This is a genomic window from Kitasatospora sp. NPDC101157, from assembly GCF_044768255.1.
Lineage (GTDB): Bacteria > Actinomycetota > Actinomycetes > Streptomycetales > Streptomycetaceae > Kitasatospora.
Window position 1 is genome coordinate 1 of sequence record NZ_JBIWPL010000006.1, and the last position, 25,492, is coordinate 25,492.

The 25,492-nt window shown below is 74.7% G+C and carries 25 protein-coding genes, 1 tRNA gene and 1 pseudogene; 16 read left to right on the forward strand and 11 right to left on the reverse strand.

Annotated elements, in window-relative coordinates; translation table 11 throughout:
• Positions 1–378: 378 nt before the first annotated feature.
• Both ACIRVF_RS14985 and ACIRVF_RS14990 read right to left on the reverse strand, forming a co-directional pair.
• A complete protein-coding gene (locus tag ACIRVF_RS14985) occupies positions 379–1,365 on the reverse strand; it encodes a hypothetical protein (protein WP_402816863.1) in 987 nt (328 codons plus the stop codon).
• Positions 1,362–2,135: an RNA polymerase sigma factor gene (locus ACIRVF_RS14990; protein ID WP_402817509.1), complete on the reverse strand. Its 774-nt coding sequence runs from the start codon at positions 2,133–2,135 to the stop codon at positions 1,362–1,364. The genes ACIRVF_RS14985 and ACIRVF_RS14990 overlap by 4 nt, the downstream gene beginning before the upstream one ends.
• 169 nt (positions 2,136–2,304) lie before the next feature.
• On the opposite strand from ACIRVF_RS14990, the gene ACIRVF_RS14995 reads away from it, so the two are divergent.
• The 4 genes from ACIRVF_RS14995 (at position 2,305) to ACIRVF_RS15010 (ending at position 5,249) form a co-directional block, all read left to right on the forward strand.
• Positions 2,305–2,580 (forward strand): hypothetical protein, encoded by a 276-nt coding sequence (locus ACIRVF_RS14995; protein ID WP_402816865.1) that lies wholly within the window; start codon positions 2,305–2,307, stop codon positions 2,578–2,580.
• 171 nt (positions 2,581–2,751) lie between these two features.
• A complete protein-coding gene (locus ACIRVF_RS15000) occupies positions 2,752–3,465 on the forward strand; it encodes a VC0807 family protein (protein ID WP_402816867.1) in 714 nt (237 codons plus the stop codon).
• A gap of 130 nt (positions 3,466–3,595) precedes the next feature.
• A complete protein-coding gene (locus ACIRVF_RS15005; protein ID WP_402816869.1) occupies positions 3,596–4,333 on the forward strand; it encodes a tyrosine-protein phosphatase in 738 nt (245 codons plus the stop codon).
• A gap of 154 nt (positions 4,334–4,487) precedes the next feature.
• Entirely contained in the window at positions 4,488–5,249 is a 762-nt protein-coding gene (locus ACIRVF_RS15010) for a Clp protease N-terminal domain-containing protein (RefSeq protein ID WP_402816871.1), read from the forward strand.
• A gap of 65 nt (positions 5,250–5,314) precedes the next feature.
• Here ACIRVF_RS15010 and ACIRVF_RS15015 read toward each other — a convergent pair whose 3' ends face one another.
• Positions 5,315–5,806 (reverse strand): NUDIX domain-containing protein, encoded by a 492-nt coding sequence (locus tag ACIRVF_RS15015; RefSeq protein ID WP_402816873.1) that lies wholly within the window; start codon positions 5,804–5,806, stop codon positions 5,315–5,317.
• A gap of 97 nt (positions 5,807–5,903) precedes the next feature.
• On the opposite strand from ACIRVF_RS15015, the gene ACIRVF_RS15020 reads away from it, so the two are divergent.
• Complete coding sequence (locus ACIRVF_RS15020; protein ID WP_402816875.1) at positions 5,904–6,236, forward strand: hypothetical protein; 333 nt, start codon at positions 5,904–5,906, stop codon at positions 6,234–6,236.
• Here the strand turns inward: ACIRVF_RS15020 and ACIRVF_RS15025 are convergent.
• The 4 genes from ACIRVF_RS15025 to ACIRVF_RS15040 form a co-directional block, all read right to left on the reverse strand.
• On the reverse strand, positions 6,144–7,121 hold the full coding sequence (locus ACIRVF_RS15025; RefSeq protein ID WP_402816877.1) for a sigma-70 family RNA polymerase sigma factor: 978 nt from the start codon (positions 7,119–7,121) through the stop codon (positions 6,144–6,146). The two genes, ACIRVF_RS15020 and ACIRVF_RS15025, sit on opposite strands and share 93 nt — an antisense overlap.
• Positions 7,122–7,274: 153 nt before the next feature.
• The gene (locus tag ACIRVF_RS15030; RefSeq protein WP_402816879.1) at positions 7,275–7,541 is read right to left on the reverse strand and encodes a hypothetical protein; all 267 of its coding nucleotides are present in this window, start codon (positions 7,539–7,541) and stop codon (positions 7,275–7,277) included.
• 192 nt (positions 7,542–7,733) lie between these two features.
• Positions 7,734–8,000: a UBP-type zinc finger domain-containing protein gene (locus ACIRVF_RS15035; RefSeq protein WP_402816881.1), complete on the reverse strand. Its 267-nt coding sequence runs from the start codon at positions 7,998–8,000 to the stop codon at positions 7,734–7,736.
• Positions 8,001–8,037: 37 nt separating this feature from the next.
• Positions 8,038–8,937: a helix-turn-helix transcriptional regulator gene (locus ACIRVF_RS15040; RefSeq protein ID WP_402816883.1), complete on the reverse strand. Its 900-nt coding sequence runs from the start codon at positions 8,935–8,937 to the stop codon at positions 8,038–8,040.
• Positions 8,938–9,117: 180 nt separating this feature from the next.
• Between ACIRVF_RS15040 and ACIRVF_RS15045 the strand changes: the two genes are divergently transcribed.
• Positions 9,118–9,879 (forward strand): SDR family oxidoreductase, encoded by a 762-nt coding sequence (locus ACIRVF_RS15045; RefSeq protein ID WP_402816885.1) that lies wholly within the window; start codon positions 9,118–9,120, stop codon positions 9,877–9,879.
• 56 nt (positions 9,880–9,935) lie between these two features.
• Positions 9,936–13,118, forward strand: coding sequence for a YbhN family protein (locus ACIRVF_RS15050; protein WP_402816887.1), 3,183 nt, complete (start codon positions 9,936–9,938; stop codon positions 13,116–13,118).
• A gap of 99 nt (positions 13,119–13,217) precedes the next feature.
• On the opposite strand, the gene ACIRVF_RS15055 is transcribed toward ACIRVF_RS15050, so the two are convergent.
• Positions 13,218–13,415, reverse strand: a complete 198-nt coding sequence (locus ACIRVF_RS15055; protein ID WP_402816889.1) for a hypothetical protein — start codon at positions 13,413–13,415, stop codon at positions 13,218–13,220.
• 199 nt (positions 13,416–13,614) lie between these two features.
• Here ACIRVF_RS15055 and ACIRVF_RS15060 point away from each other — a divergent pair, with 199 nt between their 5' ends.
• The 8 genes and pseudogenes from ACIRVF_RS15060 (at position 13,615) to ACIRVF_RS15095 (ending at position 21,207) form a co-directional block, all read left to right on the forward strand.
• Positions 13,615–14,082: a carboxymuconolactone decarboxylase family protein gene (locus tag ACIRVF_RS15060; RefSeq protein WP_402816891.1), complete on the forward strand. Its 468-nt coding sequence runs from the start codon at positions 13,615–13,617 to the stop codon at positions 14,080–14,082.
• Positions 14,083–14,393: 311 nt separating this feature from the next.
• On the forward strand, positions 14,394–15,038 hold the full coding sequence (locus ACIRVF_RS15065; protein ID WP_402816893.1) for a class I SAM-dependent methyltransferase: 645 nt from the start codon (positions 14,394–14,396) through the stop codon (positions 15,036–15,038).
• Positions 15,035–15,622 (forward strand): TrmH family RNA methyltransferase, encoded by a 588-nt coding sequence (locus ACIRVF_RS15070; protein WP_402816895.1) that lies wholly within the window; start codon positions 15,035–15,037, stop codon positions 15,620–15,622. The genes ACIRVF_RS15065 and ACIRVF_RS15070 overlap by 4 nt, the downstream gene beginning before the upstream one ends.
• Before the next feature lie 140 nt (positions 15,623–15,762).
• Positions 15,763–16,695, forward strand: a complete 933-nt coding sequence (locus ACIRVF_RS15075; protein WP_402816897.1) for an ABC transporter ATP-binding protein — start codon at positions 15,763–15,765, stop codon at positions 16,693–16,695.
• Positions 16,689–18,320, forward strand: coding sequence for an ABC transporter permease subunit (locus tag ACIRVF_RS15080; RefSeq protein ID WP_402816899.1), 1,632 nt, complete (start codon positions 16,689–16,691; stop codon positions 18,318–18,320). The genes ACIRVF_RS15075 and ACIRVF_RS15080 overlap by 7 nt, the downstream gene beginning before the upstream one ends.
• 184 nt (positions 18,321–18,504) lie before the next feature.
• A complete protein-coding gene (locus ACIRVF_RS15085; RefSeq protein ID WP_402816901.1) occupies positions 18,505–19,059 on the forward strand; it encodes a hypothetical protein in 555 nt (184 codons plus the stop codon).
• Positions 19,060–19,119: 60 nt separating this feature from the next.
• Positions 19,120–19,377: pseudogene (locus ACIRVF_RS15090) on the forward strand (SDR family oxidoreductase); the annotation flags it as partial.
• A 111-nt stretch (positions 19,378–19,488) separates the two neighbouring features.
• Positions 19,489–21,207 (forward strand): phytoene desaturase family protein, encoded by a 1,719-nt coding sequence (locus tag ACIRVF_RS15095; RefSeq protein ID WP_402816903.1) that lies wholly within the window; start codon positions 19,489–19,491, stop codon positions 21,205–21,207.
• Positions 21,208–21,366: 159 nt separating this feature from the next.
• Here the strand turns inward: ACIRVF_RS15095 and ACIRVF_RS15100 are convergent.
• Positions 21,367–21,440: transfer RNA gene (locus tag ACIRVF_RS15100), tRNA-Thr, on the reverse strand.
• 193 nt (positions 21,441–21,633) lie between these two features.
• Between ACIRVF_RS15100 and leuE the strand changes: the two genes are divergently transcribed.
• Positions 21,634–22,284 carry a leucine efflux protein LeuE gene (leuE, locus tag ACIRVF_RS15105; RefSeq protein WP_402816905.1) on the forward strand — a complete coding sequence of 217 codons (651 nt, stop codon included), beginning with the start codon at positions 21,634–21,636 and terminating at the stop codon, positions 22,282–22,284.
• Between the two features lie 68 nt (positions 22,285–22,352).
• On the opposite strand, the gene ACIRVF_RS15110 is transcribed toward leuE, so the two are convergent.
• Both ACIRVF_RS15110 and ACIRVF_RS15115 read right to left on the reverse strand, forming a co-directional pair.
• Entirely contained in the window at positions 22,353–24,050 is a 1,698-nt protein-coding gene (locus ACIRVF_RS15110) for an alpha/beta hydrolase (protein WP_402816907.1), read from the reverse strand.
• Positions 24,051–24,160: 110 nt separating this feature from the next.
• Complete coding sequence (locus ACIRVF_RS15115) at positions 24,161–25,327, reverse strand: hypothetical protein (RefSeq protein WP_402816909.1); 1,167 nt, start codon at positions 25,325–25,327, stop codon at positions 24,161–24,163.
• Positions 25,328–25,492: the final 165 nt, after the last annotated feature.

Here is a 25,492-nt window from a genome sequence, read left to right on the forward strand (position 1 = left end):
CGTTGCCCGCGCGCCCACAGAGGGGGGAGGGGGGAGGGGGAGGGGTATTGGCGCGCGGGGCGTTGCCCGCGGCCGTGAAAGGGGGGTGGGCGGCCGGGGGACCGGGCAGCGGTCCCCCGACCGCCGGATCGGGGTGCGGCCCGCCCTGACTGCGGGCGGGCGGGCCGCACGTTCCGGGCCGGCCGGGCCGGGGCGCGTCCGGGGTGAGCGCCTGCCGGTCCGGCCGGGGCCGGCCGGGTGGACGGCGGGCACGGGGGAGCCGACCGGCCACCCGGGGTTCGGGTGGTTGTGCGTCCTGCGGTTACTGCGGGGTGGTGCGGTCCGGATGGGCGGCGAGCCCGGGGGGAGTCGCTCGCCGCCCACCCGGAGTTCTGGGGGTCATCTCCGGGCCGATTGCTCGTCCTCGGAGGGGCCGGTTCTGCTCGGACGGGCGTCCGGCGGGGTGGGGAGGGTCGGTGGGGTGGGGACGGTCACGCCGCCCTTGCCGGGCTTGGCGCCGTTGCCGCCGTTGTTGTCCTCGTCGTTGGTGTTGCCGTTGGCGTTGCCGTTCGAGTTGCCCTTGTGGCCGGACGGGCTCGGCTGGGCGGGGGTGCTCGGGTGGTCGCCGGTGGAGTGGCCGGGGGCGACCGAGCAGAAGTCCGGCACTTCCTCCGCTCCGCCGGCCGCCGCGACCAGCGGGCCGAAGAGCGGGTCAGCGGTCAGCTGGCCGGGGCGCTCGCCCTTGTTCGTACGGTCCGTGAAGCTCTGGCAGAGCGGGACCAGTGCGGCGGGCGGGCTGGGGTGGGCGCCGCGGGTGCCGGGCGAGGACGCGCCGGGTGTAGCGGAGGCGGACGGGGCGAGGCCGCGCGGCGGGTCGGCCTGGGCGCCGGCGCTCGGCCTCGCGGATCCGCTCGGGGAGGCGGTGCCGGACTTGCCGGTGGTGCCGTGCGTGGACTCGGTGGGGCTGCCCGACGCGGCCACCGCGTGCTCCGGCTCGGTCGGGCCGCCGCCGAGGGCGGGCAGGTTCCCGGTGCCGGCGGCGACCGCGACCCCGCACAGCGCGGTGGCGCCGAGCACGGCGGCAGCGGCCTTCGTGCTGAAGGCCCTGGCCAGCGCGGCGGTTGCCATCGATCGTCTCCGGACGGGGGTCACTACGGGTTCGGGCGTGAGACTCGCCTCCCGGAACGCGGCCAGTGCCGCCTCCTCCCCGGCCAGTTCCGCGGACGTCGCCGGGGCGGCGGCCGCGGCCAGTACCCGGGCGACCTGCCCGGGACCGTCCGGTCCGGTGAGCGAGGCGTCCTGCCCGGCCGACGGGCCGCCCACGGCACCGCCGAGCAGCTGCTCGGCGGCATCACGGTCGATCCGACGGGATCGGTTGGTGCTCATCTCATGTCCTTCAGCGTCGCGGCCCGGCGTTCTGTCACACCCTGCGGAGAACTTTTTTTCGCGGGTTCTCCGGCGGCCTCCTCGGTGACCTTCCTGGCGGCCGGGATCCCGGCGTCGGCGGCGAAGGGCTGCTCCAGCAGCTTGGCCAGCCGCCGCAGACCCCGGTGGGCGGCCATCCGGACGGTGCCGGCCCGCTTGCCGAGCACCCGGGCGGCGCTCTCGGCGTCCAGCTCCATGACCACTCTGAGCAGTACCGCCTCGGCCTGGTCCCGCGGCAGCCGGGAGATCAGCGCCAGTGCGTCGGCGGTGCCGACCGTGGTGAGCGCGGCGCGTGCGGTGTCGTCCCCGGCTGCCAGCTCGACCAGGTACTCGAACGGCAGGTCGGCGACCGGGCGGCGGCGCCGGGCACGCAGGTGGTCCATCGCGCGGTTGCGGGCGATGGTGGCGGCCCAGCCGCGGAAGCCGTCCCCGTCGCCGGAGAAGCCGCGCAGGTCGCGGGCGATCTGCAGCCAGGTCTCGGAGGCGATGTCCTCGGCGTCCTGCACGTCCTCCGGCCGTCCGCCGACCAGCACTCTCAGGTAGCGCAGCAGGCCCGGCTGAACGGTCCGGAACAGCAGCCGGAACGCCTGTTCGTCCCCCTCCTGGGCGGCGCGGACCGCCTCGGTCAGGTCGGTGGGAACAGGGCCCCCGCCCGGTGGTACTGGTCCGGACCGGCCGAGGGGGCTGCCGGTGCCCGCTCCGGGGCGTTCTGCACTCTGCACCCGCCACATCATGCGCCATCCGGGCGAACACGTCGGCTCCGGTCGAAGGACCGGAGCGGTCGGCGCGAAGATCCCGCCGACGGCTGTCGCCCGCCCGTGGCCCCGGATGCCCTCCCCGCCGGGGTTGTCGGTAGGCGAATCGTTTCGGCCGAAATCGTGGACGGCCCGCCGCGCCCGTATGGCCGCCCGGGGCTGGGAGGACCGCACGACCAGCGACGACCACTGCCCCGAACTCCACGCGAAGGGACCGCGCTCCGCCCTGCGCGGCCTGGGCCTCGGGGAGCGGCAGCGGACCTTCGGCCTGACCGACGACCCCCACCGGATGCTGCTCGGCCCGGTCGGGCGCCCCGGCTCCGACCGGGGGGCGTTCGCCCGCGGGCCCGGCGCCGACCGCCGCACCGGTCCGGGCTCCGAGGTCCGGCGGGCCGGGACCGGCGAGTACCCCCACCGGTAGGGACACCCACCGCTCCCCCGCAGGTCAGCGGGCGTGTCACGGGCCGCGCAGTGACAACTGTCATGCGGATCCCGCAACGGACGGCACTGCTCTGACGGAGGGTCGGCCGGAAAGACTGGAGGCACGACGCGGGCAGCGGCCCGCCGTCACCAGTCGGGGGAGGAACCCACCATGAGCAGCCAGACCGTCACCGCCGCCACCGCCGCTGTCGCTCAGGACGCCGGGGCGCCCAACCCGCTGGTCTCCGGCCTCCGCCCGCTCGTCCTCGACGTGGTCGCCCCGCTCGCCGGGTACTACCTGCTGCACTCCGCCTGCGGCCTGAGCGAGTTCGCCGCGCTGGCCTGGAGCAGCGCCTTCTCGGCCGGCCGGACCGTCCTCGGCCTGCTGCGCGAGCGCAAGCTCAACCTGTGGGCCTCGCTGATGCTGGTGGTCAACCTGGCGGGCCTGGCGCTCACCTTCGTCAGCGGCGACGCCCGGATGATGATCGCCAAGGACGGCCTGCTGAGCGGCAGCGTGGCGCTGGCGATCCTGGCCTCGGCACTCATCGGCCGGCCGGTGATGACCCCGATGCTGATGCCCTTCGTCACCAAGGGCAACCGGGACCGCGCCGCCGCCTGGCAGCGGCTGGTCGAGGGCCGGGCGGCCGCCTCGCGGGCCTTCCGGCGCCACGAGCGGGCGTTCGCCGGCATCTGGGGCACCGCCCTGCTGACCGAGTGCGCTGCCCGGGTGGTCGGCGCCTTCACCCTGCCGGTCTCGACCATGGCCTGGCTGTCCACCGTGTTCCTGATCGGTGCGATCGTGGGCGGCTCGCTGCTCGGCCAGATCGCGGTCGAGCCGATCGAGAAGCTCGTCGAGGCCGAGGCCGAGGCCCCCACCGCCGCCTGAGGCCCGCTCCGACCGCTGTCCGAACTGCCGGTTACGACCGTTCGGACAGTCAGGAACCATCGGGGTTTCCCGGGAGTCCTTATAACGAGGGGGTAACGGACCCCCGATCGAGGAAACGGGGAGCCCCACCATGCGGACCGACGCGCTGACCACCACCGAGGACCGCACCCTCGTCTGGGACGGCTGCCTGAACGTCCGCGACCTGGGCGGATTGCCCACCGCCTCCGGCCGTCCGACCGCCCGTGGCGCGATAGTCCGGGCGGACAACCTGGACCGCCTCACCCACGAGGGCTGGGACGCCCTCCTCGACCACGGCGTCCGCACCGTGGTCGACCTGCGCAACGCCGAGGAGTACAAGCCGCTCCTCCCGCTCCCCGAGGACGTCGAGCTGGTCCGCGTCCCGCTGGACGAACTGGCCGGCCCCGCCTGGTGGCAGGCCCACGGCCGACTGGACGGCACCCCGCTGGTCTTCCGTCCCTACCTGGAGCACTGCCCGCACGCCGCCGCCGCACTGGTCACCGCCATCGCCGACGCCCGGCCCGGCGGACTGGTGGTGCACTGCGGCGCCGGCCGCGACCGCACCGGCCTGGCCGCCCTGCTGGTGCTCGCCCTGGCCGGGGTCGACCGGGGCGCGATCGCCGAGGACTACCTGCTCAGCGGCCCCAACGTCCGACCGCTGTACGGGATGCTCGGCCTGCCGGACCCGTACCGCCGGATCGACACGGTGCTGGCCGAGGCCGGGACGACCGCCGAGGCCGCCCTGGAGGCCACCCTCGAAGGGCTCGACCCGGTGGACTACCTGCTCGCGGCAGGGGTCACGCCGGCCCGGATCGCTGCCGTTCGGGAGCGGCTGCTGCCCGGCGCGTAGGGCGTCGGACTTCGGGGACTCAGGGCCCACAGGGCCCAAGGCGGCGGGGCTCGGGACCGGTGGGGGCGTTCGAGAAAGCGCGAAAACAAGCTACCTACAGGTAATCGTCAACTGATGATTGACGATCCTCGGATCGACAACCTACGGTTGACGCATGGAGAATCCCGTTGTTCCCAGCACGACTCCGCTGCGCCTCGACGACCTGATCGCCGCGATCAAGAAGGTCCACACGGACGCGCTCGACCAGCTCTCCGACGCGGTCATCGCCGCCGACCACCTCGGCGATCTCGCCGACCACCTGATCGGCCACTTCGTGGACCAGGCCCGCCGCTCCGGCGCCTCCTGGACCGACATCGGCCGCAGCATGGGCGTCAGCAAGCAGGCCGCCCAGAAGCGCTTCGTCCCCAAGGGCCCGGGCACCACGGCCGACCTCGACCCCAGCCAGGGCTTCTCCCGGTTCACCCCCCGGGCCCGCAAGGTCATCGTGGCCTCGCAGGAGGAGGCCAGGAAGGCGAGCAACCCCGAGATCACCCCCGTACACATCCTGCTCGGCCTGCTCGCCGAGCCCGAAGGCATCGGCCTCAAGGCGCTCGCCGCCCAGGGCGTCACCCCGGAGGCCGTCCGGACGGCTGCCACCGCCGCCCTGCCGGCCGCCGTCGAGCAGACGATCCCCGCGCTGATCCCGTACGACGCACAGGGCAAGAAGGTGATCGAGCTGACCTTCCGCGAGGCGCTCAAGCTCGGCCACAACTACGTCGGCACCGAGCACATCCTGCTCGCTCTGCTGGAGTTCGAGAACGGCGAGGGCGTGCTCACCGGACTGAAGGTGGACAAGTCCGAGGTGGAGACCTTCACCGCGGAGGCCATCGCCGCCATCGTCGCCGCCCGGGACGCGGAGTCCGAGCAGCAGCGGTGAGCCACCCGTCGGCCGGCCGTGCCCGGGGCGAACTCCCGCCCCGGGCACGGCGCTTGCGCGTCCGATCAGAAGCCGGAGACGTGGGTGGTGACGATCCGGACCCGGCCGTCGACGGCCGCCTCCAGCGCCGCCCGCAGCCGGGCGGAACGGGCCGGACCGAGCAGCTCCAGCGCCTCCTCCGGCGGGGCCCAGCGGTGGGTGTCCAGCTCGCCGGCCGGCACGGTCACCGGGGTGCCGTCCGGGACGGTGCCGAAGTCGAACATGAAGTGCTGGGCCGGGTGGTCGAGTTCGGCCGAGGCGTGGGTCCAGGAGATGGCCAGCAGGTCACCGGCCTCCTTGACGATGCCGGTCTCCTCCTCCAACTCCCGTACGGCGCACTCGACCGGCCCCTCGCCGAGGTCGATCGTGCCGCCCGGGAACTGCCAGTGCTCGCGGTACCCGGCCTTGACGATCAGGATCCGGCCGGACTCGTCGCGCAACAGGCAGCCCGCCGCCGCGTAGATCCGGGGCAGGGACGCCAGCCACTCCTCGCGGGATCTCAAGGGCTCAGCCGTCACGGTTTCCTCCAGGGGCAGGGCGGTTCGGTCGTCCCCACTCTGCCACCGCCGTGGGACCGGACCGATGAGTCGGCGCCCGCGCGACGGTCCAATCCGCATGGAGACCATCGCGGCCGAAGCCGTACTGACCTGTGACCTGGGCGCGCTGACCGCCCCCGACCTGGCCGTCGTCGACGCGCTCGCCCGACTGCGGCTGGCCGCCGGGCGGCACCGGGTGGGCGTGGTGCTGCTGAACGCGAGCGGCCCGCTGCGGGAACTGCTCGCGTTCAGCGGGCTCGCGGCGCTGCTGCCGGGAGCGGACGATCCGCTGGACGCCGGGGAACCGGCCTGGGCCGCCCTACTCGGCGGGGAGCCGGTCCGGGAGGCCGAACAGCGGGAAGAGCACGTCGGTGTCCAGGAAGTTGGTGAGCCCGGTGATCCGGCCCTGTGACACCTCCGGCACGATCAGCGCCCACGGCTCGTGCCCGCCGGCCGGACTCGGCCGGTACTGGGCCAGGGCCGGCCCGCCGTTGGCCGTCACCGGGAGCAGCCGGGAGCCCCGGCAGCCCTGCCCCGGGCCCAGCATCCACGCCCGGATCTCCTCCTGGCCCTGCAGCCACATCGAGAACGGCGGCATGTTGAGCGTGACGTCCTCGTGCAGCAGCACGGCCAGGCCGTCCATGTCGTACGCCTCGAAGGCGCGCACGTAGCGGTCCAGCAGCGCCCGGTGGGCGTCGTCCAGCGCGGGTGCCGGGCGGGCGGCCGAGGCGTCCGCGGCCAGCACCGAACGCGCCCGTTGCAGCGCGCTGTTGACCGACGCGACGGTGACGCCGAGCAGCTCGGCCACCTCGGCGGCCTTCCAGCCGAGCACCTCGCGCAGGATCAGCACCGCCCGCTGCCGGGGCGCGAGGCGCTGCAGCACGGCGACGAAGGCCAGCTTCACCGACTCGCGCTGGGCGGCCACCTCGGCCGGGTCCCCCGTCTCGGGGAGCACCCGGCCGTCCGGCGCGGGACCGATCCACGTCACCTCGGGCAGCTGGGTGTCGCTCGCGGTGGCCACCGTGACCGGCCCGGCGAGGTCCATGGGACGGGCGCGGCCCTTGCGGCCGTTCAGCGCGTCCAGGCAGACGTTGGTGGCTATCCGGTACAGCCAGGAACGCAGCGCGGCCCGCCCCTCGAAGCCCTTGTGGCCGCGCCAGGCGCGGACCATGGTCTCCTGCACCGCGTCCTCGGCCTCGAAGACCGAGCCCAGCATCCGGTAGCAGTAGCCGGTGAGTTCGGTGCGGTACCGCTCCAGCTGGAGCTCGACCGGCTCCTCCGTGATCACATCGGTCATGGTGCGTGCGCCCCCGTCGTGCTGCCGCGTGCTGGTGAACGGGACGACGGTAGCGCACGCCACCGACATCCCCGGTGCCTGCCGCGCAAGGCCCCTGAGCCCACGTCAGGGGCGGACGCCGGGCCGGCGGCGTCCGCCCCTGGGGGCCGCCGGTCAGTGGGCGGAGTGCTTCTCCGCACCGCGGTGCCGGTGCCCCTTGAGCTCCCCCTGGACCGGTGGTGCGGAGTGCGCCCCCGAGGACGTGACATCGCGGCCCATGTGGCGGAAGGCGCCGTCCCTTCGCCCGGAGTCGGTGGTCACCAGGCCGGCCCGCGGCTTCGGTCCGAGCCGGCTGGGCGTGCTCGCCATGCTCCGGCGATCCAGCAGGTCCTGGGCTCCCTGGCGGAACTTGGCACTGCTGCCCGCTGTGTGCTTGGTCATCCTCGACCTCCCTTCGGCGGCCGCGGCCGGGCGGGTGCCGACCGGAGGGGCCGCATGGGCGTTATGTCGGGATTTTACCCGGGTTGCGAGCCGGCGTCGCTGCGGAGGCCGGCGTCGCTGCGGAGGCCGGTTTCACCGCGACGCCCGGTGACATCGCGGAAGCCGGTGTCTGTCCCGGGGCGGGGCGTGCGCTCAGCCCATGACCTCGTGGACGAAACACCAGCGCCAGTCCTCCCCCGGCTCGTACGAGCGGATCACCGGGTGAGAGGTGTCGTGGAAGTGCGCGGTGGCGTGCCGCTGCGGCGAGAAGTCACAGCAGCCGATGTGGCCGCAGTCCAGGCAGATCCGCAGGTGCACCCAGTCCCGGCGGCCCTGGGCCAGGCAGTCGGCGCAGCCGTCGGTGGGCGGGAGGGGGTCGATCTCCCGGGGTGCCACGGCGAGGTCTTCGCAGGCGCTCATGTTCGAAGGCTATGACGGCCCGGGCCGGAGCGCCGCTTCAGGACGCGCCCGGGGCCGGCGGTGTGGCGGGAGGTGCGGCGGACGGTGCGGCGGACGCGGCGTCCGAGGCCGCCCAACTGGCCAGTAGGGCCAGCTTCTGGGCGGTGGGAGAGTCCGGCGGGGCGGTGTAGACGACCAGCACCTGGTCCGGCGAGCCGTTGACGGTCAGGGTCTCGTAACCGAACTCCAGCTCGCCGACCAGCGGGTGCCGGAGCAGCTTCACGCCGCCGGTCTTCTCCCGCACCAGGTGATCCGCCCAGAGTCGGCGGAACTCCTCGCTGCGCAGCGACAGTTCGCCCACCAGGGCGCCCAGGGCCGGGTCGTCGGGGTGCAGTCCGGCGTCCCGGCGCAGCTGGGCGACGGTCTCCGCGGCGACGGCGTCCCACTGGGGGTAGAACTCACGGGCGGCGGGGTCGAGGAAGGCGTCCCGGGCCTGGTTGGGGGGCGAGCCCGCGGTGGCGCCCGCGCGGCCGGAGAAACCGTTCACCGCGTCGCCCAGGGCGTTCCAGGCCAGGACGTCCATCCGGCGTCCCAGCACGAAGGCCGGTACCCCGGTCATCAGGTCCAGCAGCAGCCGGGTCCCCGGGCGGATCCGCCGGTCTCCCCGGGCCCGGCCGGCCGGGGCCTTCGGCGGGCGGTTCAGCGAGCGCAGGTGCGCCGACTCCACCTCGTCCAGCCTCAGCACCCGGGCCACCGCGTCCAGCACCGCGTCCGAGGCGCTGCCGCCGCGGCCCTGCTCCAGCCGGATGTAGTAGTCCACGCTCACCCCGGCGAGCTGCGCCACCTCCTCCCGGCGCAGGCCCTGCACCCGGCGGCGGCCGTGGGCGGGCAGGCCCACCTCCTCCGGCTGGATCCGGGCCCGGCGCGAGCGGAGGAAGTCCCCCAGGGTGTTCTCCATGCCAGGCAGGGTAGCTCCGGGCGGGCGGTGGAGGGTGGTACTGCCTTTCCCAGGAAAGGACTTCCCGGGTGAGCGGTTCCCGGGTACCGGGTTCCCGGGAAGGACGTGGCCCTGGGTGGGCGCGCGGCACCGGCGCAGAGTGGTCGACGTCAGCCCGCCGACCCGATCCAGGAGTCCCCGATGAGCTACCCCGCCCTCGCCACCCGCACCGCCGTCGTCACCGGAGCCGCCAGCGGCATGGGCGCCGCCACCGCCCGGCTGCTCGCCGCCAACGGCGCCCGGGTCGCCCTGCTCGCCCGCCGCACCGACCGGATCGAGGCGCTCGCCGCCGAGATCTCCGGGGCCGGCGGGCAGGCCCTCGCCGTCACCGCGGACATCACCGACCAGGACTCCGTCGACTCGGCCGCCGCGGCCGTCCACGACGCTTACGGCCCCGCCGACCTGGTGGTCAACAACGCCGGGGTGATGCTGCCCAACCCGCTCGCCGAGGGCCGGATCGACGAGTGGACCCGGATGGTGGACACCAACCTCACCGGTGCCCTGCGGATCGTCCGCGCCTTCACCGCCGACCTCACCGCGGCCGCCGCCGAGGGCCGCACCGCCGACCTGGTCAACGTCTCCTCCATCGCCTCCCACGTGGTCTTCCCCGACTACGCCGTGTACGGCGCCACCAAGGCCGCCCTCACCCAGCTGTCCGCCGCCCTGCGCACCGAACTCGGCCCGCGCGACGTGCGGGTCAGCGCTGTCGAGCCCGGCCTGACCGACACCGAGCTCGGCGGCCACATCGACAACCCCGCCCTGCGGGAGCAGCTCGGCGGCATGTTCGCGGCCATCCCGGCGCTCGCCGCGGAGGACGTCGCGGACCTCATCGCCTACACCGTCAGCCGCCCCCGGCACGTCAACCTGCGCCACCAGGTGGTGCTGCCGACCCGGCAGGCGTGACGGACGGCCCCTGGATCCTGCTCCGGGCCCACGAGTGGCATGGGAGCATGCCACCCGTGGCGATCGTGACGGGGAGAACGAACGGCGACACCGGCGGGGGCGGCAGCACCGGCCCGGCCGGACGGCCGGAGAGCAGCAGCGGGAATACCGGCCGGGGTACCGGAGGTGCCGACAGGGGTACCGGCGGAGGTGCCGACAGAGGTGCCGGCGGAGGCATATCCGGGCGGCCGGGCGGCGAGCGGCGGCGGGCCCGGCCGCTGTCCGACACCGGCCGGATCCGGCAGCCCGTCGCCCCGATCCGGCTGCTCACCGGTCTGCTCGCGATCGCGCTCACCCTGTTGCTCGCCGACTACGCCCGGGCCACCACCGGGGGCTTCGCCGCCGACGTCGCCCAGGCCGCCGCACTGGTGCCGCGACCGCTGGCGAGCCTGGCGGGCGGGCTCACCACCGCCGCCGTCCTGCTGCTGCCGGTCGGGCTCGCCGTCCGCCGCCTGCTCGGTCCGGACCGGCGGCGCGCCCTCCAGCAGGTCTCCGACGGCCTGCTCGCCGCCGTCACCGCGTACGGCGCGACCCTCGCCCTGGACCTGTGGGCCGACGACATCGCCCCGACCTCGCTGCTCACCGCCCTCACCCAGCGGCTGCCCGGCGAAGTCCTCGGGCACACCGAACCGGTCTACGGCTACCTCGCGCCCGTCCTCGCCTTCATGACCGCCTCCGGTAGCCGCGACCGGCGCCTGCCCTGGTCCGTCCTCGCCCTCTCGGGCCTCGCCGGACTGGCCGGCGGGTACGCCACCCCCACCGCGCTGCTGCTCGGCCTGCTGATCGGCTGGACCGGCGCCCACGGCACCCTCTACGCCGTCGGCACCCCGGACCCGCGGCCGAGGCCGGGGGAAGTGCTGCGCGCCCTGCGGGACAGCGGACTGCGGCCCGTCGAGGCCCTCCCCGCCGGACCGGACCGCTACCTGATCCGGCAGGCCGAGGACCAGCCCGACCTCGACGTCCAGCTCCTCGACCGGCAGGCCGTCACCGCCGCGGCCGTCCGACGCGCCTGGCGCCGCCTGCGGCTGCGCACCGCCCCCCACCCTCGCGCCCTGCGCTCACCGCGCACCGGGCTGGAGCACGAGGCCCTGGTCACGTACGCGGCCCTCGCCGCCGGAGTGCGCACCCGCCGGATCGCCGCCACCGCGGGCCTCGGCCACGACACCGCCCTGATCGCGTACGAACACCTGGCCGGGCGCACCCTGGACCAGCTCGACGACGCGGAGATCACCGACGAACTCCTCACCGACGCCTGGGGCCAGCTCGCCCTGCTCCAGCGCCGGGAGATCGCCCACCGCGCCCTCGTCCCGTCCTCCCTGCTGGTCGACGACGGCGGCGCGGTCCATCTGGTCGACTTCGCCGACGGCGACATCGCGGCGAGCGAACTCGTCCTGCGCTGCGACGTCGTCCAGCTCCTCACCACCCTCGCCCTGCGCGCCGGCGCCGCCCGCTCCGTCCGCACGGCCACCGCCGTCCTCGGCCCCGATCCCCTGGGCGCCGCCCTGCCCCTGCTCCAGCCGATAGCCCTCGCCCGCACCACCCGCCAGTCGCTCAAGCGTGGTCAGGGCCAGAAGGCGGCGGACGCGGGCCCGCAGATGCTGGAGGGTGGCCCGGCGGAGGCGCCCGGCGGTGCGGACCCGACCGGGCGGCACACGGCTCCGCTCCTGCTCACCCGTGAGGTCGGGACGTCGGAACCCGTACCGGCCGTGCCACTGGCCGAGGGGCGGCCGGGGCACGGCGGCAGCGCCGACCCCGCGCCGTTCGGCGGATCGGCCGACGGGTCCGGTGCCGCGGTTGCCGGGACGACCGCGGGTGGGGACGGCGGCCCGGGCAGCGCCGCCGTCCCCACCGGGTCGTCCGCCGCACCGTCACCCGAGGCTCCGGCTCCGACCGAGGCCCCGGCTCCGACCGAGGCGACGGCTCCGGCTCCGGCTCCGGCTCCGACCGAGGCGACGGGCACCGGGCCCGCCGCTACGCCACCCCGACGGCTCGGGGGCGTCCGACCGGCGGCGGCGCCCGTCCCCGCCCCCAGGGACGGAGCCTGGGCCGAGTCAGGCCGACGCCGACCAGCGCCCGGGAGCGCCGCCGGCCACCGGCCGCACGGCCCGCACGGCGGCCGGTCCGGCACGGCCGCCGTCGCCCCCGCGGGGCAGGAGCGGGACCGGGCCACCGGTGAGACCGACCCGACCGGCGGGTTGCTGGAGGAGATCCGGGCGGAGGTGCTGCGCGGTCGCCCGGAGGTGATCGGGCGGCCCGTGCGGCTGGAGCGGTTGCGGCCGCGGACGCTGCTGGCCGTGGTGGGCGGAGTGGTGGCCGGGTGGCTGCTGATCCCGCAGTTCTTCGCGACGGAGGACAACCCGATCGCGGCCCTGGCGGACGCCGATCCGTGGTGGCTGGCACTGGCGGTGTCGGCGGCGGGGCTGAGCCACGTGGCCGCCGCGATGGGATTCGTCGGGTTCGTGCCGGAGCGGCTGAACTTCCGCAACGCGGTGCTGGCGCAGGTGGCCGGGGCGTTCGTGAAACTGGTGTCGCCCGGTGGTGTCGGCGGGATCGCGCTGAACACCCGGCTGTTGCAGCAGGCGAACATCCCGACCGCGAAGGCCCTGTCCAGCGTCGGCGTGGGGCAGTTGATCGGACTGGTGCTGCACCTGCTGCAACTGGGCGCCTTCGTCTACCTGGTGGACGCGCAGCCGGGCGGTTCGGAGCTGGAGGCGCTGCCCGCCGTGGTCGCCGGTCTGGTGGTGGCCGCGGTGCTGCTCGCGGTGGTGTCGGCCATTCCGCCGGCCCGGCGCTGGCTGGCAGCACGCCTGCGGCCGTTGACGGCGGAGGTGCTGCCGCGGCTGCTGGACCTGCTGCGCAACCCCGGGCGGCTGGCGGTGGGAGTGGCCGGGCAACTGCTGGTGTCGCTCTGCCTGATCGCCTGCCTGTACTGCTGCGCCCTGGCGATCGGCAAGGAGCCGTCCTTCGCCTCGGTGGCGGTGGTGTTCCTGGTGGGAAACGCGGCGGGCAACGCCGCGCCGACCCCGGGTGGGGCCGGCACGGCCGACATGGCGTTGATCGGCCTGATGCAGCAGACCGCGTCGATGGAACAGGGCGGTGCCACGGCGGCGGTGGTGCTGTTCCGGCTGCTGACGCTGATCCTGCCGGTGCTGCCGGGCTGGGCGGCGATGACCTGGCTGCAGCGCCGCAAAGCGCTGTAGCTGCGGCTACAGCGGTAGCTGTAGCTGCAAGGCGCCGTGGTTGTCGGGGGCGGGTGCTGTAAGGGGCGGGGGCGCTGCGGGAGCCGCGGTGCGGGCGGCCTACTCGCGGTAGTCGTCCTCGTCGAGCTGGACGACCCGGTTCTGCTCGGCGGCGTCCGCGACGTCGGTGGCCGGGTCCGCGCCGAGGGCCCGGCGCTCGGCGACCTCGTCGTACTCGTCGCTGGTGATCTCCTCCTCGTCGGGCTCGACGGTCTCGACGGCCTCGTCGATCAGGTACTCCTCGTGGTCCTGCGGCATGGTGTCCGTCCTCACTGTCGGCAACTCCCAGGGCCCGGATGGCGTACTGGCAGTATCCGTCGCCGGGCGCGCGGACGCGACGCGCCGGGGCCGCTCCGGCGTGTTGTCCCGGCCGTGCCGCCGGGATCGGAATTGACCCATGAATCCCGTCGCTGAATGACCCATGGCACGGGTGCATTCCGCTCCTAGAGTCGTAGCCATGACGACGAACGAGACCACCACCGCCCCCGCCCGCCTCGACTACGCCCGCACCGTCCCCAAGGTGTTCCGCGCGATGATCGCCCTGGACGCCGCCGCCCGCGAGGGCCTGGACCCGGCGCTGGTCGAGCTGGTGCAGATGCGCACCTCGCAGCTGAACAACTGCGCGTACTGCCTGGACATGCACGCCAGGGACGCCCGCAAGGCCGGCGAGTCCGACGAGCGGATCTACCTGCTGCCGGTCTGGCACGAGGCCCCGGCCGGGGTGTACAGCGAGCGCGAGCGGGCCGCGCTCGCGCTGGCCGAGGAGATCGTGCGGATCGGCGACGGGGTCTCGGACGCGGTGTACGCCCGGGCCGCCGAGCACTTCGCGGAGGCGGAGCTGGCTCAGCTGATCTCGGTGTGCTTCACCATCAACACCTGGAACCGGATCAACATCGCCACCCGCAAGGCTCCGGGCACCCGCTAGCCGCGGCAGCCGCGGTCCGCCGGGACCGGCCCGGTGGTCCCCGGTGTCCGGTTCCTTCGGTCCGTCCGGTCCGTCCGGTCCGCCCGGTCCGCCCGGTGCGCCCGGTCCCTCCCGTCCGTCCCGTCCGTCCCGTCCATCCCGTCCATCCGGTCCGCTCGGTCCCCGGGGTCCGGGGCCAGGCCCCGGCGGGCCCGCACCGCGGGGCCGGGCGGAACGCGCCGCAGGCCACCGGGGGTACGATCGGTGCCGTACCCAGGGCTTACCCACACCCACCCGGTGGCCCCGAAGCCCATACCGACGACGGGGAAAAGATGTCCGGCTCGCACTACTTCTCCAGTGCACCCGAGGTCGCCAGCGAGCGCCGGCCGATCACGGTCTCGCTGCCGGACCTGACCCTCGAACTGACCACCGACACCGGGGTGTTCTCGCACGGTCGGCTCGACCCGGGCACCCGGATCCTGCTGGAGCACGCCCCGCAGCCGCGGGTGCGCGGCCCGATCCTGGACGTCGGCTGCGGCTACGGCCCGATCGCGCTGACCTGGGCGACCAGGCGCAGGCGGCTGCCGGTGTGGGCGGTGGACGTCAACGAGCGCGCGCTGGAACTGGTCCGGCTGAACGCCGAGGCACTGCGGCTGGGCAACGTCCAGGCCGCGCTGCCGGACGACGTCCCCGAGGACCTCCGGTTCGCCACCATCTACTCCAACCCGCCGATCCGGATCGGCAAGGCCGAACTGCGCCGCCTGCTGACCCGCTGGCTCGGCCGGTTGACCCCGGACGGCTCGGCGTTCCTCGTGGTGCAGAAGCACCTGGGCTCGGACTCGCTGCAGAAGTGGCTCAACGAGCAGGGCTACCCGACCTCCCGGGTCACGTCGGTCAACGGGTTCCGGATTCTGGAAGCGCGGCCCCGCCCGGTTGAGGGCGAGGGCTCGGAGAGTGGACGGGGAACGACGTCGTGAAGCAGCTGCGCGGGACCGAACTGAAGCGACTGCACCGCTCGTGGCGGCGCAGCAACGAGTTCCGGCTCGCGATGATCCTGGAGAACCTGCAGTCGCCGTTCAACGTCGGCTCGGTGGTCCGGACCGGGGCGGCGATGGGCGCCGAGAAGCTGTACCTGACCGGGGACACCCCGTCGGTGCGCTCGTCCGGTGCGCAGAAGGCCGCCATGGGCACCGACAAGTACCTGAAGGTGGAGCACTTCCCGACGGTCGCCGAGGCGGTCGCGGCCGCGAAGGCGGACGGCTTCAAGGTGGTCGGACTGGAGCTGGCGGACGAGGCGGTGCCGATGTTCGCCGCCGAGCTGACCCCGGCGGTGGCCTTCGTGCTCGGGCACGAGGACCGCGGGATCACGCCCGAGGCGCTGGCGCTCTGCGACCAGGTGGTGTTCGTGCCGCAGCTGGGCCGGGTCGGCTCGCTGAACGTCTCGGCGGCCGCGACGGTGGCCTGCTACGAGGCGCGCCGCCAGGGGTACGCGCTCAGCGGCACTCCTGACGGGAGCGACGCCGGGAGCGACCTCGCGGGCGACTTCGGCGACGAGGACTGACACGGACTGACGAGGGCTGACGAGGGCTGAAGGGTCGATCGGGCCCGACATCGGATCAGATGACCGGAGGGGTGTGCCGAAAGGCCCACCCCTCCGGCGTTTTCCGTGCCGGAAGCCCTCGGATATCTGCCGAACGGCAGATGTGCGGACGCGGCCCGGACGGAAGCATTTCGGACGTGACCGAACTCCAGATCCTCGACCTCACCAAGGAGTACCGCGGCGGGAAGCGCGCCGTGGACTCCTTCACGCTGACGCTCCGGCCCGGCGTGCTCGGCCTGCTCGGTGCCAACGGCGCGGGCAAGTCGAGCCTGATGCGCATCCTGGCCACGGTCACTCGGCCCACCTCGGGGCGGGTGCTGTGGGAGGGGGTGGACATCGCCCGCCGGCCCGGGCCGCTGCGCCGTGCCGTCGGCTACCTGCCGCAGGACTTCGGCGTCTACCCGCAGCTCACCGCCCACGAGTTCCTCGCCTACCTGGCCGCCGCCAAGGGGCTGCGGCGGCGCTCCGCCCGAACCCGGATCGAGGAGTTGCTCGAACTGGTCAACCTCTCGGACGCGGCCGGGCAGCGGCTGGGCGCGATGTCCGGTGGGATGCGCCAACGCGTCGGCATCGCCCAGGCGTTGCTCAACGACCCGGCGCTGTTGATCGTCGACGAGCCGACGGTCGGGCTCGATCCCGAGGAGCGGCTGCGCTTCGGCAGTCTGCTGAGCGGGCTCGGCGCCGACCGGATCGTCGTGCTCTCCACCCACATCGTCCCGGACGTGTCGGCCACCGCCGACCGGATCGCGGTGATGGGCGCCGGGCGGCTGCTGCACCACGGGAGCGCGGACGAACTGCTGCGCAGCGCCGAGGGCGCGGTCTGGGAGCTGACCGTCCCGGCCGACCGACTCCCGCCGCTGCGCTCGCGGTTCCTCCTCGGCGGCACCACCCGCACCCCGCAGGGCGTCCGGGCGCGGGTGCTGTCCCGGCACGCGCCCGCCGCCGAGGCGCGGCCGGTGCCGCCCCGGCTGGAGGACGCGTACCTGCTCCTCACCGCAGACCAGGCCGCGGTGGAGCAGGTGGCCGCATGGTGACGCGCATCGGGGCCCTGGCCCTGGCCGACTTCCGGGAGCGCCGACGGCGGCCCGGCTACCTGGTCGTGCTGCTCGGCACGCTCGCGCTCGGGCTGCTGGCCGCGCCGGTGGGCGACTCCCGCTGGGAGGTCTTCCAGGTGACGGACCTGCACGGCCGCTACACCAGCGGCTACGTGGGGACGGTGACGGCGCTCGGCGGCGCGGTCTGGCTCTCGCTGGCGGGCTTCGGGATCGCGCGGGGCACCATCGGGCGGGACGAGCGGAGCGGCGTCGGCCGGCTCCTCGCAGCCACCCCGCTGAGCCGGATCGGTTATCTGGCGGGCAAGTTCGTCAGCCACCTGCTGCTGTTCGGCTCGATGCTGCTCGCACTGGCGGGGACGGCGCTCGCGGTGCAACTGATCAAGGGCGACTCCGACCGGGTGGACGCGGTACGGCTGCTGCTGCCGTACGTCCTGATCACGCTGCCGCTGCTGGCGGCGGTGGCCGGGTGCGCGGTGCTGTTCGACACGGTGCCCGGGCTGCGCGGCGGGCTGGGGGCGGCGGTCTGGTTCGCGGTCTGGCTGGTCCTCGTGCTGGGCGCGCAGGCCGGCGGCGGGCCGGACCTGCTGGGCATGCAGCGGATCACGACCTCGATCCGGCAGGTGCTCACGGCCGGCGGGCGACCGGTCGACGGGGTGGAGTTCGGCGTCGGCCTGACGGCGGACAACCGGGTGCTCGGCACCTTCGACTGGCCCGGCCTCGGGCTGGGCGAGGCGTCCGGACCGGCGGCTACGGGGGTGCTGCTGGCCGGTGCGGCGGTGGGAACCGCGCTGCTCGGGGCGCTGTGGTTCCGGCGCTTCGACGGGCCCCAGGCCCACCCGGACGCCGGGCCGCTCGGGTCGCTCAGGCCCTTCGGGTCCTTCGGGGCGGCCCGGCCGACCGGCTCGACCGACCCGACCGGCTCGGACGGTCCGGCCGGGGGCGCGGCGGCGTCCTCGGCCGGCCCGGCGGGCTTCGCCCTGGACCCGACCCGGCTGACCGCTCCCCGCCAGGGGCGGATCGGGTACGACGCGCTGCTCGGGGAGCTGCGGATCCTGGTGCGGGGGCAGCGACTCTGGTGGGCCGGGGTGGTCGTGCTCGCGATGGCGGCGGCGGCCGTGGCCCCGGACGGACCGAGCCACGCGGTGCTGCCGTTCGCGATGCTCTGGCCGCTGGCGCTCTGGTCCCGGATGGGCCACCGGGCCGACGGAGGCAGCATCGACCAGCTGCTCGACGCCTGCCCGTCCCCGCTGCGCCGGGGTCTGGCCGGTCTGCTCGCCGGGATCGTCCCGGCACTGGCGGTGGCGGCCGTCCCCGCTCTGCGACTGGTCGGCGCCGGGCAGGCCCGGGCGGCGGCCGGCGCACTCGCGGGTGCCCTGCTGATCCCCGCCCTGGCGCTGCTCTGCGGTGGCCTCACCCGCGGCCCCCGGCTGTTCCAGACCGTCTACCCGCTGCTCTGGTACGGGATGATCAACCACGTCTCCGGGCTGGACTTCCTCGGCGTCTCCGGGGATCGCGCCCCGGCCCCGCCGGCGGTCGCGGGCCTGGCCGCCGCGCTCGCCGCCGCCGCCCTCGCCCTGGACGCGATACGCCACGCCGCCCGGTGAAACCCCGCCCGGTGACACGCCGCCCGGTGACACGCCACTCGGTGCGCCGGACGGAGGATGGACGGTTCCCCCGCCGGGGGGAGCCGGTCCGTCCCCGTGGCGGAGGCCGCGACCGGGGGTGGGCTGGGAGTTTTGAGGCAGCCGGCCAATCGGCCGACTCCCTTCTCCTCGTGGAGGATTGACCATGCACAAGCTCACCGCCGCCGTCGCGCTCACCACCGCGGCCGTGGCCCTGGCCGCCGGGACCGCGGGCAACGCCTCGGCAGCGCCCGCACCGTCCCAGCGCCCCGCCACGCACCTCACGCTGCACAGCTGGACCCTGCTCAGCGACCACGGACCGGGCCCCACCCCGGGCGAGCGGCTCACCGCGCAGGTCAGCGCCCGCACGGTCAACGGCCGCGCCCAAGGGCACGTGGTGGTGCAGCACGTCTTCGAGACCTCCGGCACCGTCCGGGCCGAGTTCGACGTCGACTGCCTGACCGTCGACGGGAACGGCGCCATCACCGTGACCGGGCCCATCTCGAAGGTCGTGCTCACCCCGCTCGGAGGAAAGCCGCGCCTCTACGACGAGGGCCACCACCCCGAGGCCGGCCTCACCTTCTACCCGACCGACGAGCAGCACCAGCGCCGGGTCGGCTGGAGCCGGACCGACCCCGTCCTGCACTCCGAGGTCGTCACATGCGGTGCGGTCCCGGCCAGTCTCTGGGTCATCGACGGCGGGACCGTCCTGCGGCGGTGACGGCACGGCCGCGCCCGCCGGCTCCCGTCCTGCCACCGGCCGTCCGACGAGCACAGCAGCGGACTGATCGTCAACCCGTCGTCACCGTCAGGGATTTGCGGTAACGTCGCCCGCGCCGACTATGCCGTGTTTCAAGCGGGGATCATCGGATTCACCGGGTCCCCGACCGAGGAGTGCGGCCCGCGCGGCGTGCGAGCCAACGTGGTCGCCCCGGGTCCGATCGCCACCGACACGGTCGGCGACCTGCCCGGGGCCGCGCTGGAACGGATGCGGGGGACGTTGCGCTCGACCGGGTCGGCAAGCCCGAGAGGTGGCTGATCCGGTCTCCTCCCTGCCGTCCGATCGGGCGACGCACATCGACGGGCCGGCCTTCGAGATCCACGTCCACGGCGGCGGCACCTTCCGATGGGCAGACGAGTGGGGGCGGAAATGCGGGAAGTGCAAGGTCCGGCGGCCAGAGCCGGCGGGGACCACTACGACGCGATCGTGGTCGGCAGCGGCCTCGGCGGACTGGTCAGCGCGGCCTACCTGGCCGCCGACGGGCGCAGGGTGCTCGTCCTCGAACAGCACGACGTGGCCGGGGGCAACGCCCACGTCTTCCGGCGCCGGCGCAAGTACGAGTTCGACGTGGGCACCCACTACATCGGCGACTGCGGGCCGAACGGCATCCTCCCGGCCATCCTGTCCGGCCTCGGCGTCCGCGACCGGGTGGCCTTCCGTCCGATGGACGAGCAGGGCTTCGACCGGATCATCACCCCCACCGCCACGCTGGACGTGCCGGCCGGCTGGGAGGCCTACCGCGACCGGCTCCGCGCGGCGCTGCCGGAGGAGACCGAGGGGGTCGACCGCTTCGTCCACATAGCCCAGACGGTGTCCGGTGCCACCCGGGAGAGCCTGGTCGGCCACCACATGGTCGAGCTGTTCCGCGAGTTCCCGGACACCATGCGGTGGGCCCGCCGGAACCGGTCCCTGGCCGAGGCCCTGGACCACTGCGGGCTCTCGGCGAAGGCCCGCACCCTGGTCGCCGCCCAGGCCGGCAACTACGGCACCATGCCGGACGGCATCACCTTCGCCGAGCACGCCGCCATGCTCGACCACTACATGCGCGGCGCCTACTACCCGGAGGGCGGAGGACAGACCCTGGTGGCCGCCTTCGTCGAGGCCCTGGAGTCCTACGGCGGCGAGCTGCGCACCCGCTGCGAGGTGCGCCGCATCCTGATCGACCGGGGCCGTGCCACCGGTGTCGAACTCGCCGACGGCGCCCGGATATCCGCCCCCCTGGTGATCTCCAACGCCGACTACCGCCGCACCGTGCTCGACCTGTGCGGCGGCGAGGAGGCCTTCCCCGCCGAGTTGGTCGCCCGGACCCGCGCCGCCACCATGCGCGGCGGCCTGGTCGCGGTGTACGTCGCACTCGACACCGAACTGCCCGGCCTGCCCAACGCCAACATCTGGTGGCACGGCAGCGACGACATGGAGGCCGCCTACGCGGCGATGGTCGAGGACTGGGAACGCGACGGCATGGTGGACTCGATCCCCCAGCTGCTGTTCTCCTTCGCCTCCCACAAGGACCCGGGCGCGGCCGCGGTCTGCCCGCCCGGCCACAGCAACTTCCAGCTGATGACCCTCTGCCCGCCCGGCTACGACTTCTGGGGCGTCCGGGGCGGCCCGGTCGACGGCGAACCCTACCGCCGCGACGCCGCCTACCAGGCCCGCAAGCGGCAGTTCACCGAACTGATGGTGACGACCGCCGAGAAGGTGATCGGCCCCTTCCGGGACCGCGTCACCCACCTGGAGGCGGCCACCCCGCTCAGCCAGGAGCGCTACATCCGCGGCACCGGCGGCACCCCGTACGGCATGGCCCGCTGGGGCAACGTCAGCCAGCGGCCGGACGTGCGCACCGACGTCGAGGGCCTCTACGTGGTCGGCCAGAGCATCCGCTTCGGCAGCGGCCTGAGCGCGGTCGCCACCGGCGGAATGGCCGCCGCCGGACAGATCCTCGGCCGCCGGCTGCTGCCCGAGGTGGCAGCCGGCGCCGTCCTCGGCGACCCGGCCAAGCTGCCCGACCGCGGCCCGGACTGGGACCCCCTGCTCGTCTCCCGCGGCCTCGCCCGCCGCAACGCCAAGGGCTTCGCCCGCCTCGGCTGACCCCCACCCCCGCCCGCACGGCGCCCGCCCCTCCCCGGAGCGGGCGCCGCGCCGTTCCACGCCCCCTCCGCCACCTACCTCGACCACTAGCAGCCCGGCCCGCCGTCCAAGCAACGCAAAAGGCCCGGTCAGAAACCTGACCGGGCCTTCCACCAACTGAGCCGCCTGCGGGATTCGAACCCGCGACCTACGCATTACGAGTGCGTTGCTCTGGCCAACTGAGCTAAGGCGGCACCGTTGCCACGTGTGGTGGCAACGCGGGTCAGTCTACACAGGTTCGCTGGTGATCCGTAGCCGGGGTGGTCGGGGGGCGGGCGGGGGTGGTCGGGGGTGGGTGAGGGGCGGATGGTTGTCGCTTCAATCGAACGCCGGTACGACGTTACGATGAGCGGCCCCTGTCACCCTCCCCCACTTCCGGAGCGCACCGTGTTCGGTGTCAACGACCTGGCGACGTACGTCCTCGGCGCCCTCGTCATCATCCTGCTGCCCGGCCCCAACTCGCTGTACGTGCTGTCGGTCGCCGCCCGCAAGGGCATCCGGACCGGGTACCGGGCCGCGGCGGGCGTGTTCGTCGGCGACCTCACGCTGATCAGCCTGACCTCGCTGGGTGCCGCCTCGCTGCTGAAGGCCAACCCGGCGGTGTTCGCGGTGGTCAAGTTCGGCGGGGCCGCCTATCTGCTGTGGATCGGGTTCGGGATGCTGCGGGCCGCCCGGCAGCTCTGGCGCGAGCGCCGGGCGGAGGCCGATCCGGCGGCCGAGGCGGCACCGGAGGCGGGTGAGCGGCCGTTCCGGCGGGCGCTGGTGATCAGCCTGCTCAACCCGAAGGCGATCCTCTTCCTGCTGTCGTTCTTCACCCAGTTCGTCGACCCGTCCTACGGGCGACCCGTGCTCTCCTTCGTTCTGCTCGGCGGCATCCTGCAGACCTTCAGCCTGCTCTACCTCTCGCTGCTGATCTTCGCCGGCACCACCCTCGCCACCGCCTTCCGCCGCCGCAGGCGCCTGTCCGCGACCCTGACCAGCGGTGTCGCCGTGCTGTTCGCGGGCTTCGCCGCGAAGCTGGCGGTCTCCTCCGCCTGACCGGCGGCGGCACGACGAGCAGGGCAGCGAGCACAGCGGCAGGCGAGCACAGCGGCAGGCGAGCACGGCTAGGAGTCGCAGCGCTTGCCCTGCTCCGGCGCCTCCCCGGTGAGCAGGAAGCGGTTGACCGCGCCGTCCACGCAGGCGCTGCGCTGCCCGTAGGCGGTGTGGCCGTCGCCGTCGTAGGTGAGCAGCCGACCGGACTCCAGCTGCCCGGCCAGCGACCGGGCCCAGTCGTACGGGGTGGCCGGGTCGCGGGTGGTGCCGACGACGACGATCGGGGCGGCGCCGGCGGCCCGGATGGTGTGCGCCGCGCCGGTGGCCCGGACCGGCCAGTAGGCGCAGGTCAGCGCCATCCAGGCCATGTCGCGCCCGAAGTGCGGCGAGGCCCGCTCGAAGTCCGGCAGGGCTCGCCGGACGTCCTCCGGTGAACCGAACGGAGCGGGCAGGTCGAGGCAGTTCACCGCCGTGTTGGCGGACATCAGGTTGGGGTAGGAGCCGTCCGCCGCGCGCCCGTAGTAGGCGTCGGAGAGCTTCAGCAGCCCGGTGCCGTCGCCCGCCTCGGCGTCGGTGAGCGCGGTGCGCAGCTGGGACCACAGGAACTCGGCGTACATGGCCTGGACGACGCCGGTGGTGGCCTGGGACCCGGTGAGCCGGCGTCCGTGGTCGGTGCTGGGCAGCGGGTCGGCGTGGATGGCCGCGAGCAGGGCGGTGAGCTGGTCGCCGGCCTGCTGCTCGGTGCGGCCGAGCGGGCAGTCCTCCCGCTTGGCGCAGTCCTTGGCGAAGGCGGCCCAGGCGGTCTCGAAGCCGCCGGCCTGGGTGCGGTTGCCGGTGACCGAGTCGAGCGCCGGGTCCATCGCGCCGTCCAGCACCACCCGTCCGACCCGGCTCGGGAACAGCCCGGCGTAGGTGGCACCGAGGAAGGTGCCGTACGACTTGCCGACGAAGTTCAGCCGCTCGTCGCCGAGCAGGGCGCGCAGCACGTCCATGTCGCGGGCCGACTCGACGGTGCTGAGGTGACCGAGTGCGGGTCCGGCCTGCTTGCGGCAGCCCTCGGCGAACTCCTTGTCGGCGGCGACCAGCGCGTCGACCGCCCGCTGGTTCCCGGGAGCCAGGTCGGCGGCGGTGAAGGCGTCCATCCGGTCACCGCTCAGGCAACTGACGGGGTTGCTGCGGCCCACCCCCCGCGGGTCGAGGCCGACCAGGTCATAGTGGGCGTGCACCGCGCGGTCGTACGTCCTGGCGACGGCCTCCAGGTACTCGATCGCCGACCCGCCGGGGCCGCCCGGGTTGAGCAGCAGCGAACCGAGGCGGGGGTCGGCCGAACCGCTCGTCTCGGCGGTCGCGCGGGCGGCCGAGAGGGTGAGGTCGCCGTCGCCGGGGCGGTCGTAGTCCATCGGCACCCGGAAGGTGGTGCACTCGAACCCGCCGTCGCACGGCTGCCAGGTCGGCTGCTGCGCGTAATAGGGCGCGAGCGCGGCCGGTACGGCGGCGGGCAGCGGCTCCAGCGGGGTGGCGGCGGAGGGGGCGCCGGGTCCGGTGGAGACGGTGGAGTCGGACGTGTCGGGGCCCCCGGACGCGGTGGTCGGCCCGCTGCACCCGCCCGCCGAGACGGCGACCGGCCCCAGCGCGAGCACCGCCGCCGCGAGCACTCGCGCCCGGACCGGAACCCGGCCTCGCGCCCGTAGCCGCAACCGCGCCCGCAACCGCAACCACGCCCGCAACCGCACTCTTACAAGCGCCCGCGCCCGCCCGACGGCCCTCATCCGCTTCCTCTCCACCACTCCGGGAAACCGAGCAAAGTACGAACCGGGAAACGTCGCTGCCCGGTACCCGCCCCGGGTACCGGGCAGCGTAACGCCCGCGCAGTCGGCGCTCAGGACGCCTTGGCCAGCGCCTCGGCCAGGAACTGCGCCGCCTGCCGGACCAGCCTCAGCCGCTCCCGGTCGGGGGTGTAGTCCTGCACGTTGTCCGAGACCCGCACCTCGGCCTTGGCCGCCGGGCCCGGCCCGGCCTTGAGCGCGCTCTGGAGCTTGCGGGCCGCCTCCAACCCGGCGGCGTCGCCCTTGGCGGCGGCCAGCAGCAGCTTGGCCGAGCTGCCCGCCGGGGCTTCGGCACCGGCCTGGGCGAGCGAGGCGGCGTCGTAGCGGCCGGAGACCGCGGCGGCCGCACCGTAGAGATCCGGCCTGGCCAGCCCGGCCGCGGCCGCGCAGGGCGCGCCGCCGTCGACCCCGAGGACGCCCCAGGAGGCCGGGCCGGGCTGGAGGGTGCGGAAGGAGGCCGCGACGGTGGCCCGCAGCGTCGCGTCGTCGGCGACGGCGGCCGGGGCGGCGGCGACCAGCTCGCAGGGGTGCGCGGTGCCGTTCGGGGCCTCGGGCGCGACCAGGATGAACGGCCGGGCGCGGCCGGCCTGCAGGGCGGCGCTGACGCCCTCGAAGACGTCCGGCACCTCCGCGTCGGCGGTCTTGCTCGGGGTGGCGGCGTGCATCACCACGACGGGGAAGCGCGCGTTCGGCTCCTTGGCGTACTGCGGCGGCAGCCAGACCCGGACGTTGCGCGGCTTCCCGTCGGGCCCGAGCACGGCGGACTGGAGCAGCTCGCCGCCGCCCGGGCGCCCGACGCTGTCGAAGCGGCTGGCCGCGGCTGTCCCTGCGGCGGGTGCCGCGCTCGCGGCCGGCGTCGCGACGTCCCCGACGGGGGCCGTGGGCGGCGCCGCCTGCTGCCGGACCGCCGCACCCGGGGCCGACCCGGGCCAGGCGCCCGCCCCGGCCGCGTCCACGGCGGACTGCGCCTGGTCCGCCCCCGTCCGGTTCCTGCTCAGACCGCCGAACGCCCCGAGCGCGGTGAGCAACGTCAGCGCGGTGACGCACACCCCGCAGATCATCGCCCCGCCCGCCCGCACCAGCATCGGCAACCGGTCGCCGGCCAGCTCGTAGGTCTCGGCGGCCCGCAGGTCGCGCCAGCGCTGGAGCGCGCCGCGCGCCAGCCAGATCCCGCCGAGGGCGGCGGCCAACAGGGGGATGACGAGGAGCGGACGAACCACGGAACGCACCACCTCGGGAGGAGGGCCGACGCCGGACCGAACCCGGTGCCGTACGGGAGGCGACCGCTCCGGCGGCGGGCCCTCCCGGACGGGGAGGCCCGGACACGGCCGGGGCACAGTCGGCCCCCAGCGTGCACAACGGGTGCGCCGTCACACGCGGGTGTG

Bases quoted from the DNA above. Each gene is read 5' to 3' on its own strand.
- ACIRVF_RS15110 (WP_402816907.1), bottom strand. From the start codon at position 24,050: ATGAGGGCCGTCGGGCGGGCGCGGGCGCTTGTAAGAGTGCGGTTGCGG.
- ACIRVF_RS15075 (WP_402816897.1), top strand. From the start codon at position 15,763: ATGTGCGGACGCGGCCCGGACGGAAGCATTTCGGACGTGACCGAACTC.
- ACIRVF_RS15095 (WP_402816903.1), top strand. From the start codon at position 19,489: ATGCGGGAAGTGCAAGGTCCGGCGGCCAGAGCCGGCGGGGACCACTAC.
- ACIRVF_RS15030 (WP_402816879.1), bottom strand. From the start codon at position 7,541: ATGACCAAGCACACAGCGGGCAGCAGTGCCAAGTTCCGCCAGGGAGCC.
- ACIRVF_RS15040 (WP_402816883.1), bottom strand. From the start codon at position 8,937: ATGGAGAACACCCTGGGGGACTTCCTCCGCTCGCGCCGGGCCCGGATC.
- ACIRVF_RS15065 (WP_402816893.1), top strand. From the start codon at position 14,394: ATGTCCGGCTCGCACTACTTCTCCAGTGCACCCGAGGTCGCCAGCGAG.
- ACIRVF_RS15060 (WP_402816891.1), top strand. From the start codon at position 13,615: ATGACGACGAACGAGACCACCACCGCCCCCGCCCGCCTCGACTACGCC.
- ACIRVF_RS14985 (WP_402816863.1), bottom strand. From the start codon at position 1,365: ATGAGCACCAACCGATCCCGTCGGATCGACCGTGATGCCGCCGAGCAG.
- ACIRVF_RS15005 (WP_402816869.1), top strand. From the start codon at position 3,596: ATGCGGACCGACGCGCTGACCACCACCGAGGACCGCACCCTCGTCTGG.
- ACIRVF_RS15025 (WP_402816877.1), bottom strand. From the start codon at position 7,121: ATGACCGATGTGATCACGGAGGAGCCGGTCGAGCTCCAGCTGGAGCGG.
- ACIRVF_RS15020 (WP_402816875.1), top strand. From the start codon at position 5,904: ATGGAGACCATCGCGGCCGAAGCCGTACTGACCTGTGACCTGGGCGCG.
- ACIRVF_RS15080 (WP_402816899.1), top strand. From the start codon at position 16,689: ATGGTGACGCGCATCGGGGCCCTGGCCCTGGCCGACTTCCGGGAGCGC.
- ACIRVF_RS14990 (WP_402817509.1), bottom strand. From the start codon at position 2,135: ATGTGGCGGGTGCAGAGTGCAGAACGCCCCGGAGCGGGCACCGGCAGC.
- ACIRVF_RS15045 (WP_402816885.1), top strand. From the start codon at position 9,118: ATGAGCTACCCCGCCCTCGCCACCCGCACCGCCGTCGTCACCGGAGCC.
- ACIRVF_RS14995 (WP_402816865.1), top strand. From the start codon at position 2,305: ATGGCCGCCCGGGGCTGGGAGGACCGCACGACCAGCGACGACCACTGC.
- ACIRVF_RS15085 (WP_402816901.1), top strand. From the start codon at position 18,505: ATGCACAAGCTCACCGCCGCCGTCGCGCTCACCACCGCGGCCGTGGCC.
- ACIRVF_RS15035 (WP_402816881.1), bottom strand. From the start codon at position 8,000: ATGAGCGCCTGCGAAGACCTCGCCGTGGCACCCCGGGAGATCGACCCC.
- ACIRVF_RS15000 (WP_402816867.1), top strand. From the start codon at position 2,752: ATGAGCAGCCAGACCGTCACCGCCGCCACCGCCGCTGTCGCTCAGGAC.
- ACIRVF_RS15055 (WP_402816889.1), bottom strand. From the start codon at position 13,415: ATGCCGCAGGACCACGAGGAGTACCTGATCGACGAGGCCGTCGAGACC.
- ACIRVF_RS15010 (WP_402816871.1), top strand. From the start codon at position 4,488: ATGGAGAATCCCGTTGTTCCCAGCACGACTCCGCTGCGCCTCGACGAC.